The sequence below is a fragment of the Duganella sp. BJB1802 genome, from assembly GCF_013369445.1.
Lineage (GTDB): Bacteria > Pseudomonadota > Gammaproteobacteria > Burkholderiales > Burkholderiaceae_D > Rugamonas > Rugamonas vulcania_A.
The window spans coordinates 1-13806 of record NZ_JABWEF010000029.1 but is presented as its reverse complement, the minus strand read 5'-3'; the positions used below and the strand labels follow the sequence as shown (position 1 = coordinate 13806).

The 13806-nt window shown below is 69.5% G+C and carries 10 protein-coding genes and 1 pseudogene; all 11 read left to right on the top strand.

Annotation, left to right across the window (positions count from 1 at the left end):
- Window positions 1-2: 2 nt before the first annotated feature.
- Window positions 3-2156 carry an ATP-binding protein gene (locus HUX88_RS30120; RefSeq protein WP_176364138.1) on the top strand — a complete coding sequence of 718 codons (2154 nt, stop codon included), beginning with the start codon at window positions 3-5 and terminating at the stop codon, window positions 2154-2156.
- Window positions 2153-2512: a hypothetical protein gene (locus HUX88_RS30115; protein ID WP_176364137.1), complete on the top strand. Its 360-nt coding sequence runs from the start codon at window positions 2153-2155 to the stop codon at window positions 2510-2512. The genes HUX88_RS30120 and HUX88_RS30115 overlap by 4 nt, the downstream gene beginning before the upstream one ends.
- Window positions 2512-5304 carry a DUF4157 domain-containing protein gene (locus HUX88_RS30110; RefSeq protein WP_176364136.1) on the top strand — a complete coding sequence of 931 codons (2793 nt, stop codon included), beginning with the start codon at window positions 2512-2514 and terminating at the stop codon, window positions 5302-5304. The genes HUX88_RS30115 and HUX88_RS30110 overlap by 1 nt, the downstream gene beginning before the upstream one ends.
- Window positions 5301-5957, top strand: a complete 657-nt coding sequence (locus HUX88_RS30105) for a hypothetical protein (protein ID WP_176364135.1) — start codon at window positions 5301-5303, stop codon at window positions 5955-5957. The genes HUX88_RS30110 and HUX88_RS30105 overlap by 4 nt, the downstream gene beginning before the upstream one ends.
- Window positions 5957-6316, top strand: a complete 360-nt coding sequence (locus tag HUX88_RS30100; RefSeq protein ID WP_176364134.1) for a LysM domain-containing protein — start codon at window positions 5957-5959, stop codon at window positions 6314-6316. Before HUX88_RS30105 ends, HUX88_RS30100 begins: the two co-directional genes overlap by 1 nt.
- A gap of 11 nt (window positions 6317-6327) precedes the next feature.
- A complete protein-coding gene (locus HUX88_RS30095; RefSeq protein WP_176364133.1) occupies window positions 6328-7482 on the top strand; it encodes a hypothetical protein in 1155 nt (384 codons plus the stop codon).
- 25 nt (window positions 7483-7507) lie between these two features.
- Complete coding sequence (locus HUX88_RS30090) at window positions 7508-8116, top strand: phage baseplate assembly protein V (protein WP_176364132.1); 609 nt, start codon at window positions 7508-7510, stop codon at window positions 8114-8116.
- A gap of 2 nt (window positions 8117-8118) precedes the next feature.
- Window positions 8119-8442: a hypothetical protein gene (locus tag HUX88_RS30085; RefSeq protein ID WP_176364131.1), complete on the top strand. Its 324-nt coding sequence runs from the start codon at window positions 8119-8121 to the stop codon at window positions 8440-8442.
- A gap of 12 nt (window positions 8443-8454) precedes the next feature.
- On the top strand, window positions 8455-8814 hold the full coding sequence (locus tag HUX88_RS30080) for a GPW/gp25 family protein (RefSeq protein ID WP_176364130.1): 360 nt from the start codon (window positions 8455-8457) through the stop codon (window positions 8812-8814).
- A complete protein-coding gene (locus HUX88_RS30075; protein ID WP_176364129.1) occupies window positions 8811-11414 on the top strand; it encodes a putative baseplate assembly protein in 2604 nt (867 codons plus the stop codon). The genes HUX88_RS30080 and HUX88_RS30075 overlap by 4 nt, the downstream gene beginning before the upstream one ends.
- A pseudogene (locus HUX88_RS30070) lies at window positions 11411-13806 on the top strand (hypothetical protein); the annotation flags it as partial. The gene HUX88_RS30075 and the pseudogene HUX88_RS30070, both read left to right, overlap by 4 nt.

Sequence of the window (13806 nt, the reverse complement as noted above, 5' to 3'; positions counted from 1 at the left end):
CCATGCCTGCCGACGACGCCGATTTCGCCCGCAACAACCAGGCCTGCATCGAGGCCGGACTGGCGTGGCTGCGCGCTTGCCTCTCGGCCGAAGAACGGCGGCTCGCGCCGGGCCTGCCGCCATTGACCCGCAAGCCGCCGGTCGTGGAACAGGAGGTACGCTGGCCCTGGCGGCGCAAGGCCCAAGTTCAACAGGAATTGCCACCGGCCGCGGACACCCCGCAAGCGGAGCCCGCCAGCGCCGGCGGGCTCGCCGAGGCCCGCCTGGACTTCGAGAACGCCGCCGCAGCGACGCCATCTCCCGCACTGGTGTCGCTGGCCAACGGCATGGGCCTGAACCCCTTCGAGCGGGACATGCTGCTGCTGGCGGCCGCGCCGGAACTCGATCCCGACATGCCAGCCCTGATCGCCTCCGCGCAAGGCGATCCGTACCGGCGCTCGCCCACCTTCGCACTTGGCATGAGCCTGTTTCAAACCGCCGGCTGGGACGCGATGGCGCCGGAGCGCCCCCTGCGCGCCCTGCAGCTGCTGGAAGTCCACCAATCCGGCGCCGACTCGCTACTGGCCGCGCCGCTGCGGATCGACGAACGGATCGCCGCCTACATCAAAGGCCTCAACTACCTGGACGAGCGCATCGAGGCGCTGGTGACGCCGGTCGTGCCGCCCGCGCAGCTGCCGCCGCGCCAGCAGCAGGTGGCGCAACAGCTGTCGTACTGGCTCGCGCCGGACGGCGGCAGCGGTATTGTCCAATTGCTGGGCGCCGACACCAGTTCCAAGCGCGACGTGCTGGCCACGGCCGCCGCCTCGGCGGGGCGCCGGCTGATGGCATTGCCGGCAAGCGCCCTGCCCGCGCAGCCGCAGGACATGGAACGCTTCCTGCACCTGTGGCAGCGCGAAACCAGGCTGCTGCCGCTGACCTTGTTGATCGAGGATGCGGAAACACACGCGGACCATGACGATGGCGACAAGCCGCAACCGTTGCCCACCCGGCTGCTGCAGCGGCTGCCAGGCGCCGTCTTCGTCGACACCCGCTGTGCCGACGCGACCTGGAGCAGCACCGGGGTCGTGCTGGTCGAACCGCCGCTCGCGACCGAGCGCGCCACCCTATGGCACCAGGCATTGATGGCGCGCGGCATCGCCGTTCCCGACGAGTCGGCGCTGACCAGGTTGGCCAATGAATTCCAGCTGTCGGCCTCGCGCATCGCCGGCCTCGCGGCGGGCGTGGCCCCGGCCGCCAACCTCGAGCCGCCGGTGCTGGCGGCCTGGAACGCCTGCGTCGAGCACACCGCCGGCGCGCTGGACGGCCTGGCGCAGCGCATCGCTGTGCGCGCCGCGCTGGACGATATCGCCCTGCCGCCGCACGAAAAACAGCAGTTGCGGCGGCTGGTCGAACACGCCGGCCAGCGTATCGCCGTGCTCAACGATTACGGCTTCGCGGCGCACGCCAACCGGGGCCTGGGCATGGCCGCCCTGTTGCACGGCGAGAGCGGCACCGGCAAGACCATGGCGGCCGAGGCGGTGGCGCAGGCCTTGTCGCTGGCGTTGTTCCGGGTCGATCTGTCGGCCGTGGTCAGCAAATACATCGGTGAGACCTCCAAGAACCTGCGCCGGGTGTTCGACGCGGCCGAGGGCGGCGGCGCCGTGCTGCTGTTCGACGAGGCCGACGCGGTGTTCGGCAAGCGCAGCGAGGTCAAGGACAGCCACGACCGCTACGCCAACATCGACATCAACTACCTGCTCACGCGCATGGAACAGTTCCCCGGCGTGACGCTGCTGGCCACCAATATGAAGCACGCGCTCGATCACGCCTTCATGCGGCGGCTGCGGTTCATCATCGGCTTCCCCTTCCCCGGCGTGGCCGAACGCAAGGAGATCTGGTCCAGGGTCTTCCCCGACCCCAGCCGCCTCGACAGCGCGCAACTGGACCTGGACCGCCTGGCCCGCTTCGCGATGACCGGCGGCGCGATCTTCAACGCGGCGCTGGCGGCCGCCCACAACGCCGCCGCCGCCCACGCCGACATCGGCATGCCACACATCCTGGACGCCATCCGCTGGGAATTGCTGAAGATCGGCCGCCCGGTCGCCGAGAGCGAGTTTGCCTGGACGCCCGCGAACACGGCAACGCCAGCCCAACCGCCTGTGGAGGTGCCGGCATGAAAATCCGCTGCGTCATCGACGGCTTGACCTTGCACGGCATGACGCTGTCGCCGCTTGAACTCCTGCAACTGGAGCGCGCCCTGCAAACCCAGCTGACCAGCGCCTTGCGCGCCGGCTGGGCCGGGATGACTTCCGGCGGCAGCTCGCCGTCGCCCGCTCACCATCTGCGGATCGACCTGTCGCACGCCACGGCGCCGCTCGGCCATTCGCTGGGACAGGCGCTGGGTGCCGCCCTGTCTCCAACAGCCGGCGCTGGAGCGGCCCTGCCTCCTCCGGCCGGCGCTGGCGCAACCTCGGCGCCCGCAGCCGGCACAGGCGACCGCACGTCGGCCCCGGCCTTTGCCAGGAGCCGCTGATGTTCGCCGCCCAGCAATCCTCCCGCTCCGGCGCCAATCCGGCCCAGCCGGTCCCGCCGGCGCTGCTGCAGCGCAAATGCTCTTGCGCCGAGCAAGGCGGCAGTTGCGAGCGCTGCAGCGCATCCGGCAACCTGGCGCGCGCCTCCAGCAACGCGGCGGCCCCGGGCGGCGCGCCGGCCAGCGTCGGCCGTGTGCTCGACAGCCCGGGCCAAGGCCTGGACACCGCCACCAAAGGCTTGATGGAATCGCGCTTCGGCCACGACTTCTCGCACGTCCGCATCCACGCCGACAGCGAGGCCAACGCTTCGGCCAGCGCGATTCACGCGTCGGCCTACACGGTCGGCAATCACGTCGCCTTCGCCGGCGGGCGCTACCAGCCGGGCGATCCGGACGGACAAATGCTGCTGGCCCACGAATTGACCCACGTGGTCCAGCAAGGCGGCACCAAGGGACCGCTGCAACGCTCGCCCGACGGCGAAGTGACGATGCAGGACAACGCGGCGGACGAGGACCAGGCCGACATCGCCGCCGAGGCCGTGTCCTTCGGCTGGAAGGTGAACGTGCCGGCCAAGCAGTCCGCGACCGGCGTGGCCAAGGCGCCGCTCACGTACGGCGACGCGGCCGGCGGCTGCGGGATCTGCTACCGGGGCAACGTGCGGCAGGTCGGCACCGACGCCCACACGCAGATCCAGACCGCCATGCAAGCCATGTACCGCTTCCTGATACCCAATTTCGTCGTCCAGACCAAGAAGAAGGCGCCGTTCCTGGCGCTCGATCCCAAGAAGGTCAAAGGCTTGAGCAAGGCGCTGAAGAAGGCCAAGGGTGTATTTAAAAAGCTGGTGCCCGACCTGATCATGGCCACACCCACTGGCTTCGCGCTCGGTGAAATCAAACCGTTCAACTCCGAGGGCCTGATTGAAGGCGAAGCCAAGCTTCAACTCTACGAAAACATTCTCAAAGAACGCTATATCGGCGTGAATCCCGGGCTGACCCTCACCCGGATGACACTGCCGCCACCGCCGCCGCTGCCCTTCCTCGATCCGTTGGCCATCACCTGCCGGCAATGGCTGGGCGTTCTGCCGCCCGCCAGGGGCTTGTACATGTACCTTTGCACGCCACCGTTCAGCAACGAGCTCAGGAAGAAGTGCCGCTGCGTCGGCGACGCCAAGGAGGGAGAAGACAAGGCCACCAAGACCACCAACAAGGGCTTCGGCATCTCGATCGGCAGCACCAGCACCAGCATGTACAGCGCGGGCATCGGCGTGTCGATCTATTCGTCCGGCCTCGGCGCCGGCAATGCCGGGGTCGGCGTCAGCATCGCGTCGAGCTCTATCGGCGCTGGTAATGCGTCGGCGGGCGCGGCGGTCACCAGTTCAGGCCAGTCGGTGGCCAGCGTGGGCGCCGGCGCCTCGGTCGACACCACCAGCACCGGCGCGGGCACAGCCGGCGCCGGCTACAGCAATGACACCACGTCCAAGGCGGCTGGTGCGGCGGGCGTCGGTACCTCGACCGGCACCGACGTCAAGGCCGCTGGCGTGGCCGGCGCCGGCTCCGTCAAAAACAGCGACGTGACCGCCACCGGCACGGCCGGCACCGGCAACGTCGAGGACGCCAGCGGCACAGCCGGCGGCAAAAAGACCGCGCCGCCCGCCCACCGCGGATCGGCGGAGGGCAAGGGCACGACCGGGGCCACCGGCACGGCGACCGGCACAAGCGGCACGGCGACGGGCGCCACCGCGACCGGAGACAAGACCGGCACGGGTACGGGCACCGGCACAGGAAGCGGCACCAAGTCCGAGGGACCGGGCGGCGCACCCAAGACCGGCGGCCCCGGCACCGGCCAGGGCCAAGCCGGCAGCCAGCCCGGCGACGCCAAGGGCGCCGCCGGCGGCACCTCCACCACCGGCCAGCCCGGCGGCACCAGCGGCCAGGGCACGCAAAAGCAAGGCTCCGACCTGCTGACCGAGAAGGAAATGGCCGTATTCGGCCTCAAGGGCAAGCCCATCACCCACGACCAGCTGGACGCCGCGCTGGCACAGGCCCGCATCATCCGCGAATTGATCGACAAGTCCAGCCCCGCGCAGCAAGCGTTGCTGCGCGCGATCGCCGACAACTCGCCGGAGGGCCAGTACACCGTGCCGGCCTCCACCTGGATCCAGAAGGTGCTGGCCGCCACCCAGGGCATCAGCGAGGAAGACATCGCCTACCTGAAGACGCTGAACTGGAAGCCGGCCAAGGTCACGCCGGAGGAGCTGCGCAAGAGCGTGCTGGCGGCGCTGGCGAAGAAGCCCAAGACCCCGCCCAAGCAGCAAGGCACGGACCAGGGCGGCGGCAAAAGCGAAACCGAGGGCAAGGGCGAAGGCAAGCCCGGCACATCGGGCAAGGGCACCGAGGGCGCGGGCAGCAAGGGCACCGGCCAGCCCGGCGCCAAGGGCGGCGAAGTCACCAAATACCGCGTCTCGACCGACGAAACCAACACCGCGCGCGACTTCTGGTTCGTCAATTTCAGCAACTTCGACGTGCACAACGCCGCCGTCGGCGAATCCGTGATGATGACGCTGGCCTTCTTTGCCGAGGACAAGGGCATCTATACCTTCAAGCTCAAATTCGTCATCAAGGAGCGCAACGTCGCCAGCGAGACCAGCAAGGAAAAGGGCAAGACCATCACGCGCAAGGCCGTCACCTTCAAGCTGGAGGGCGTCAACGACGCCCGCTGGGACATCGCGCCGCCCGGCAAGCGCCCCTTCATCCTGCCCAAGAACGTCCACGCCACCTTCAAGGGCTTCCTATGAGCACCTATCCCCGCACCCCGTACACGCTCAAGTGCGGCATCGTCATGATCGATGCCCTGACCCGGCGCGCCGGCCGCGTGATCGTGCTGCAATACACGCCCGACCACCTGAACCGCACCCTGCAAGTGCAATCGGTCGGCGGCGATACCGGCGACCGCACCGAACCGCTGCGCTTCAAGGGCCCGCCGGTGGAAACCTTCCGGTTGGAAGCGGAGATCGACGCCACCGACCAGCTGGAATTCCCCGACGCGAACAAGACCGCCGTCGAAGTCGGCATCTTCCCGCAACTGGCCGCGCTGGAGGCGCTGGTCACCCCGACCAGCGCCCAGGTCGACGCCGCCGACGCCCTGATGACCCAGGGCGCCATCGAAATCGCGCCGATGGAGTCGCCGCTGGCGCTGTTCGTGTGGAGCGCGCAGCGCGTGGCGCCGGTGCGGGTGACCGAGTTTTCCGTCACCGAGGAAGCCTTCGACATCAGCCTCAACCCCACCCGCGCGCGCGTCACGCTGGCGCTGCGCGTGCTGTCGGTGAACGACTTCGGCATCGACCACCCGGGCGCGGCGCTATACATGAGCTATCTGAAGAACAAGGAAGCGCTGGCGCTGCGGGCGGTGGCCGGTTCGCTCGATCAACTCGGCGTGAAAGGACTGTGATGATAGATCCGCGCACCCTGGTGCCGTCGCTGCAAGACCTGCGCACCGAAGTCTTCGACGAGCTGAGCCGCTATCGCGGCCTGCCGCTGCTGATCTGGACCGACGACGACGGCGTCGAGCACACCTACGTCGAGCGCCGCCTCGTGCCGGGGCCGGAAGCGTTGTCGGCCGCCGGCGTGGTGGCCGTCAACGACCAGGACCGATTGGACAACATCGCCGCCGTGCAGTTCGGCGAAGCCACGCTGTGGTGGCGCATCGCCGACGCCAACCGCGCGCTGCAGCCGGACGAACTCACGCAACGCCTCGGCCGCCGCCTGCTGATCACCTTCGCCGAAGGCACGCCGGCGCCGCGCCGCTGACAGGGGGACGCATGTTACGCGGAATACAGTTCTCGCTGATGGCCGGCATGCTCAACCCGGAGCCGGTGCCGCTGGACGTGGCCCAGAGCCTGCTGTCGGCCCAGGTCACCCAGGTGACCGAGGGGCGCAGCGGCTTCTCGCTCAGCTTCGCCTTCGGCAAGGGCTCGCCGATCCGGCGCCGCTTCGAGGACGGCTTCTTCGATCCGCCGCGCCGCATGGTGCTGTACGCCACGCTCAACGGCACGCCGCAGGTGCTGATGGACGGCGTCATCACGCGCCACGAGGTGGCCGTCTCCAACGACCCCGGCCAGTCGCGCCTGAACGTCACCGGCGAGGACCTGTCGCGCATGCTCGACACCGTCGACCTGAGCTGGCTGATCAAGTACCCGGCGATGCCCATCGAGGGCCGCGTCGCCCTGATCCTGGCCAAGTACATCCCGCTGGGCATGATCCCGCTGATCATCCCCAGCGTGAACATCGACATCCCGATACCGACCTCGCGCATCCCCAGCCACATCGGCACCGACCTGCAATACCTGAACCACGTGGCCAAGAGCGTCGGCTACGTGTTCTACATCGAACCGGGACCGCAGCCGGGCCAGTCCATCGCCTACTGGGGGCCGGAAATCAAGACCGGCGCCCCGCAGGCTGCGCTGATCGCCAACAGCGACGCCGCCAGCAATGTCGACAACCTCAGCTTCACCTTCGACGGTTTTTCCAAGACGCTGCACCTGCTGCTGATCCGTCCGGAGGAATTGCCGGTGCCGATCCCGATCCCGATTCCGGACGTCAATCCGCTGTCGCCGCCGCTGGGCCGGCGCTCGCCGATCCCGCTGCGGGTGGAACCGCTCAGCGGCGTGGCCCACTACAACCCGGCGCAGGCCATCATGGTCGGGCTGGCCCACGCGGCCCGCTCGGCCGAGGTGATCAGCGGCTCGGGCGCGCTCAACGTGGTGCGCTACGGTCGTGTGCTCAAGCCGCACCGCCTGGTCGAGGTGCGCGGCGCCGGCCTGTCGCACGACGGCCTGTATTTCGTGCGCAGCGTCACCAGCCAGATCAAGCCGGGCGAATTCAAGCAGAACTTCAACCTGGCGCGCAACGCCTTCGAGCCGCTGTCGCTCCCCGGCATCGGCCTGCCCGACACCTCCCTGCCCTTGCTGGGCTAGCGCAACCGACCGAAGGGACACGCAAATGGCCGACCAACCCACCATGAAGGACCTGGGCTTCACCGACCAGTTCAACGATGATGACGACGACGGCGGCGGCCCACCGGACAGCGTCGGCGGCGTCAAGCGCTACTGGGGCAAGTACCGCGGCGTGGTGCGCGTGCCGATCGACCCGGAGATGCGCGGCCGGCTGATGGTCGCCGTCGAGGACGTGTGGGGACCGAACGTGTCCTCGTGGGCGCTGCCCTGCCTGCCGTATGGCGGCATGTCGCTGGGCATGTACGTGGTGCCGCCGATCGGCGCCAACGTCTGGGTCGAATTCCTGCACGGCCATCCGGACCACCCGATCTGGACCGGCTTCTGGTGGGGCTCGTCCGCGTTCACGCCCAAGACCCAGGCCACCGCCACGCCCGGCGCGCCGATCCTGACCATCGAATCGCTGCTCAAGCACGCGCTGGTCATTAGCGACACGCCGCTGCCGCCGCTGCTGCCCCAGGGCGGCGTGCTGCTCAAGAGCGGCACCTCGTTCATCGCGGTCGAGCCGACGGGCGTGCGCATCTTCGGCCTGCCCGGCGTGCAAATCAACGGCACGCCGGACGGCAACCCACTCACCGCAGCGCTCTACGTCAAATAATCATGCCCGGACTCCTGCTCACCGTGAACGCCGTCGTCACCTGCAGCCATGCCGGCAAGGCCACGCCACTGCCCCCCACCAGCCGCCTGAGCGTGATGGGCATGGCGGTGGTGACGCTGGCCCACACCTACACCATCACCGGCTGCGGCTTTCCCTCCGCCTCGTCCGGCTCACCGCCGTGCGTCAGCGGCAAGCTGACCGTCGGCGCGGCGCGCGTCACATCGATGGGCCTGCCGGTGGGCATCGTGCCGGCCACATCGACCTGCGTGCCCAACCCCACACCGCTGATCCTGGCGCCGGGCCAGCAGCGCGTCAATGCCATCTGAGCGGAGAACGCCATGAACATCGCCTTCCCCTACCAGATCGGCGCCGACGGCCGCAGCCTGGCCTCCACCGACGCCGACCACGTGCGCGACATGATGGAGATGCTGCTGTTCACCAATCCGGGCGAGCGGGTGATACGGCCGGAATTCGGCAGCGGCCTGCTGCAATCGATCTTCGCCCCCAACAGCGCTGAACTGGCCGCGACGCTGCAGCTGACCGTGCAGGCCGCGCTGACCCAATGGCTGGGCGACCTGATCGAACTGCGCGGCGTTGAGGTGCTGAGCGACGACGCCACGCTGCGCGTCACCGTCCGCTACATGCTGCGCCCCACGGGCGAGATCGTCACCGAAAACTTCAGCCGGAGCCTGACATGAACAGCCAACCGTGCACATCGCAATCCGGCGCGCAGTGCAGCGACGACCTGCGCCGCGCGCTGGTGCGGGCCGGCGGACAGCTGGCCGGGGTCGATTATGTCGAAGTCTATCCGGACGGCCTGACCCTGTGCGTGCGCTTCTTCGGCCAGCCGCCGGCCGGACTGGACCGCGAGAACCTGCTCATCGAAGGTGGCGAGCGCATCACCGGCATCCAGGTCACCGGCGCCGAATTCGAGCAGCACGAGGACGGCGACGTCTGCCTGCGCGTCAGCGTGGACCGCACCGGCGACTTTTCCAGCTACTGCCTGTGCCTGATCGAACCGGAGCGGCGCACCAGCCGCTGCAGCGACGATCCCCTGCCCGCCCCGGTGCCGCGCCTGCGCCCGGTGCCAGCCGGCATCGACCCGCGCTACGCCTGCGCCGCGTTCTCATTCCGCATCGACTGCCCGTCCGACCTCGACTGCCTGGCGCCGCCTTGCCCGATGCCACCGGCCGCCCCCGCGCCCGCCATCGACTACCTGGCGCGCGACTTCAACAGCTTCCGCCGCCTGCTGCTCGACCGCATAAGCTCCGTCATGCCGGACTGGCGCGAACGCCACCTGCCCGACCTGGGCGTCACCGTGGTCGAAGTGCTGGCCTACATCGCCGACCAGTTCAGCTACACCTTGGACGCCGTCGCCACCGAAGCCTATCTCGGCACCGCGCGCCGGCGCATCTCGGTGCGGCGCCACGCCCGGCTGCTCGACTACCGCATGCACGAAGGCTGCAACGCCCGCGCCTGGCTAACGGTCGAGACCTCGGCCGACATCGCCTTGCCCCTGTCCGAGCTGGTATTCGCCGCGCCGCCGCCGCAACAGCAGGTGGTGGTGCCCGGATTGAAATCATGGCAGGAACTGCAGCGCATCGACCAGGCCACGCTGTTCCAGGCCATCGACCTGGGCGGCGACGGCAAGCTGCACCTGAGCGTCGCCCACAACGAGATCCACTTCTACACCTGGCACAACCAGGGCTGCTGCCTGCCGGCCGGCACCACCAACGCTACGCTGCGCGATTCGGACGAAGCCGCGTCGAACGCCGAGCCGCGCCGCACGCTCCACCTGGCCGCTGGCGACGTGCTGATCTTCGAAGAAATCCGCAGCGGCGTCACCGGCTCGGGCGCCGACGCCGATCCCGCACGCCGCCACGCGGTCCGCCTGACCCGCGTCACCGAACTGCACGATCCGCTGACCGGCACACTGCTGCTCGACATCGAATGGGACCGCGCCGACGCACTGCCCTGGATGCTGTGCCTGTCCGCCCGCACCGCCGCGCCCGATTGCCGCTGGGTCGAATGCGCGGTCGCGCGCGGCAACGTGGTACTGGTCGACCAAGGCATCGACATCGAACGCGGCGACGACAGCTGGATCGTCGGCGAGGAAAGCACGCAAGGCTGCTGCGCCTGCGACGGCATGGCCGCCGACATCACCATCACACCCGCCCCGTTCAACCCGACGCTCGCCCGCAACGGCCTGACCTGGGCCGCAGCCTTGCCCTCCGAGCCGGCCCCGGCCACCGCCATGCTGACCCAGGACCCGCGCCAGGCCCTGCCGCAACTGCGGCTGGACCGGGGCTGGCCCGAGCCGCCGGAATCCAGCCAGATCGTCTGGGAAGGCAGCTACGGCTGGCACGCCGTGCCCGACCTGCTCGCCAGCGAGCGCGACGACCAGGTGTTCGTCACCGAAGTCGACGACGAAGGCTACGCCCACCTGCGCTTCGGCAGCGACGACGACGGCCGCGTCCCCCCGGCCAACAGCCGCTTCCGCGCGCGCTACCGGATCGGCAACGGCGCCGCCGGCAACGTTGGCCACGACACCATCGTCTGGATCGCCATCCGCAACGGGCTGGTGTCCGGTATCGACTTAAATCCGCGCAACCCGATGCCCGCAACCGGCGGCCGCGAGCCCGAACCGGTGGCCGACGTCAAACAGTACGCACCGCGCGCCTACGGCCGCGTGCTGGAGCGCGCCATCGCCGCCGCCGACTACGCCGAGATCGCCGCCAACGACGCCCGCATCCAGGGCGCCTACGCGGAACTGGTGTGGAGCGGCAGCTGGTACGAAGCCGCCGTCGCCCTCGACCGCTACGCGTCCGCCGACGACGACCCATTGCTTGAAGCGCAAACCCGGGAGCGCCTGCAAATGGTCCGCCGCATCGGCCACGACCTGCGCCTGCTGCCCGCGCTCCGCGTGCCTTTGCGGATCGAAATGGACATCTGCGTCGCGCCAGGCGCCATCCGCGCCGAAGTCAAGCGCGCACTGTCCGACGCCCTGTCCAACCGCCGGCTGGCGGACGGCAAGCTGGGCCTGTTCCACGAAGACCGCCTCCAGTTCGGACAAGACATCCGCGCCTCCGTCCTGGTCGCCCTGGCCCAGCAAACCGAAGGCGTGGCCCACGTCGCGATGGTGACATTCGCCCGCGCCGACGTCGCCCCGGCCGATGCGCAGCGCACCCTGGCGGACGGCCTGCTGCCCATCGCCGCCGACGAAATCGCCCAGCTGGACGGCAATCCCGACTTCCCCGAGCGCGGCACGCTGACATTGAATGTGAGAGGTGGACGATGAGCTGCGACCATCACTGCGATCCCTGCGCCGGCACCGCTTGCGACTGCGACTGCGCCTGCGGCACCCCGGCCACGCTGGCGCCACCCGCCAACCGCGCCGGCCGCGACACCCTGCGCACCCGCATCGGCAACCATGGCGACTTCTTCGCCGACGCGCTGCGCCGCCTCAGCGCCCGCGACGCGCCGGCGTTGCGCGCCCTCGGCACCCGCGACCTCACCGATCCCGCGATCGCCCTGCTCGACGCCTGGTCCGTCGCAGCCGACGTGCTGACCTTCTACCGTGAACGGCTGACCAACGAAGCCTATCTGCGCACCGCGCGCAGCGAACGCTCGCTGCGCGAACTGGCATCGGAGGTCGGCTACAAGCCGCGTCCCGGCGTGGCCGCGACCGTGCACCTGGCGTTCCTGCTGGACGCCGCCGCCGCGCCGGTGGAAATCCCGGCCGGCGCCAAGACCCAGACCGTCCCCCAGCCCGGCGAACAGATGCAGACCTTCGAAACCGACGAAGCCCTGCAAGCGCGCGCCGAGTGGAGCATGATGCCGCCGCGCCTGACCCGCGTGCCGGCGATCAAACGCGTCGACGCGCTGACCCGGCTCGAGTTCCGCCTCAACGACGCCAGCCTGGTGGTGCGTCCCGGCGAACGCCTGCTGTTCCACTTCGGCGACCTGCAGGGACAACAAGTGGGCCGCGAGATCGCCAGCACCCGCAACGACGTGCTGACCGCCAGCGTGGTGCTGACGCTGAAGCCCCGCCCCGGCCTGACGCCCGACCTCGCCGCCAAGATCCTGGCGCTGACCGACGAAACGCAGAAGAAAGTCGCACAAGCCGGCGATCATGCCGACCCCAAGCTGGTGCAGTTGCTGGAAGCGCTGGTCTCCTACCTGCTCGGCGCCAGTGCCATCGACGCGTTCTCCAGCATCAGCGAGACATCGACAGGGTTCTCCGCCGTCGATGACCCGGCAGGCGACATCCTTGACGCGCTCCTCACACCGACCCACAGCAAACCGATCTCCATCGAATCCGCCGACATCGACGCCAGCCTCGCAGCGCTGGAAACCGCGCCCGAGGCGCAACTGCGCGCACCCCGCTACCTGGACCGCAAGGCCTCCGCCGGCCTGGAAGCGAGCGGTGCCACACGCGGCGCGCTGCTGCAATCGCTGACGCCCAGCCTGGGCGCCCATCTGTACGCGGCCTGGGGCCAACTGCCAGGCACCCCCGCCACGCAGGATATCGCACCGGACCTGTACCTGCTCCGTTCCGTGCACAGCCCGTATGGCGCCAACGCGCCGCTGCAAGCCTCCGTCATCCGCGACGCCAACGACACCGATTGGACGGCGGCGGAAATCGACCACCGCTACGCCTTCCTTGACGGCGTCAACGACGCGGTCCACCCGGACAGCTACGCGCTGATCCAGACGCCGCGCGTGCAGAACGCCAGCAGCCACACGGTGCGTTTCGCCCGCGTGATCGGCGCCAGCACCGCCAACCGTGGCGACTATAGCCTCAACAGCAAAGTCACGCGGCTGGAACTGGTCGATCCCGACAGCGGCAAGATGCTCGACGTACTGCACGACGTCGACGCGAGCCTCGGCGACCTGGCCACCTCGCTCGCCTACCACCGCAACACCGTGTACGCCGTGCAGAGCGAGCTGGTCACGCTGGCCACCGAGCCGATCGCGGACGACGTCGGCGGCGACAACGTCGTCCTCAACGGCCTGTACGACGGGCTGGACGTGGGCCGCTGGATCATCGTGGCCGGCGAACGCACCGACATCACGGCGAACGGCGTCGCGCTGCCCGGCATCCGCGACGGCGAGCTGGCCATGATCGACGCCATCAAGCAGGTCGCCGACCCCGCCTCGCCCGCCGACAGCCGCCACACCGTGGTCTACCTGCGCAACAAGCTGGCCTTCACCTACCGCCGCGACAGCGTCACCGTGTATGGCAACGTGGTGCCGGCCTCGCACGGCGAAACCGTGTCCGAGGTGATGGGCTCCGGCGACGCGCGGGCCCGCCTCGCCGCCTACACGCTCAAGCGCGCACCGCTCACCTACGTGGCCGCGCCCACCGCCAGCGGCGTGCGCGGAACGCAGCTCATCCGCGTCAACGACGTGCGCTGGAATGAAGTCGACTCCCTGCTGGACGCCGCCCCCGGCCAGCGCGCCTACGAACTGACCACCGACGCCGCCGGCGCCGCCACCGTGGTCTTCGGCGATGGCGCCCACGGCGCGCGCCTGCCCACCGGCCAGGACAACCTGCGCGCGCAATTCCGCGTCGGCATAGGCCGCAGCGGCAACGTGCAGCCGGGCCAGATCACGCTGCTGTCCACCCGCCCGCTCGGCGTGCAAGGCGTGGTCAACCCGCTGCGCGCCCCCCCCGGCCGCCACCCCCC

Coding starts and splice junctions, on each gene's coding strand:
- HUX88_RS30090 (WP_176364132.1), top strand. CDS start 7,508: ATGGCCGACCAACCCACCATGAAGGACCTGGGCTTCACCGACCAGTTC.
- HUX88_RS30100 (WP_176364134.1), top strand. CDS start 5,957: ATGATAGATCCGCGCACCCTGGTGCCGTCGCTGCAAGACCTGCGCACC.
- HUX88_RS30080 (WP_176364130.1), top strand. CDS start 8,455: ATGAACATCGCCTTCCCCTACCAGATCGGCGCCGACGGCCGCAGCCTG.
- HUX88_RS30105 (WP_176364135.1), top strand. CDS start 5,301: ATGAGCACCTATCCCCGCACCCCGTACACGCTCAAGTGCGGCATCGTC.
- HUX88_RS30095 (WP_176364133.1), top strand. CDS start 6,328: ATGTTACGCGGAATACAGTTCTCGCTGATGGCCGGCATGCTCAACCCG.
- HUX88_RS30120 (WP_176364138.1), top strand. CDS start 3: ATGCCTGCCGACGACGCCGATTTCGCCCGCAACAACCAGGCCTGCATC.
- HUX88_RS30075 (WP_176364129.1), top strand. CDS start 8,811: ATGAACAGCCAACCGTGCACATCGCAATCCGGCGCGCAGTGCAGCGAC.
- HUX88_RS30110 (WP_176364136.1), top strand. CDS start 2,512: ATGTTCGCCGCCCAGCAATCCTCCCGCTCCGGCGCCAATCCGGCCCAG.
- HUX88_RS30115 (WP_176364137.1), top strand. CDS start 2,153: ATGAAAATCCGCTGCGTCATCGACGGCTTGACCTTGCACGGCATGACG.
- HUX88_RS30085 (WP_176364131.1), top strand. CDS start 8,119: ATGCCCGGACTCCTGCTCACCGTGAACGCCGTCGTCACCTGCAGCCAT.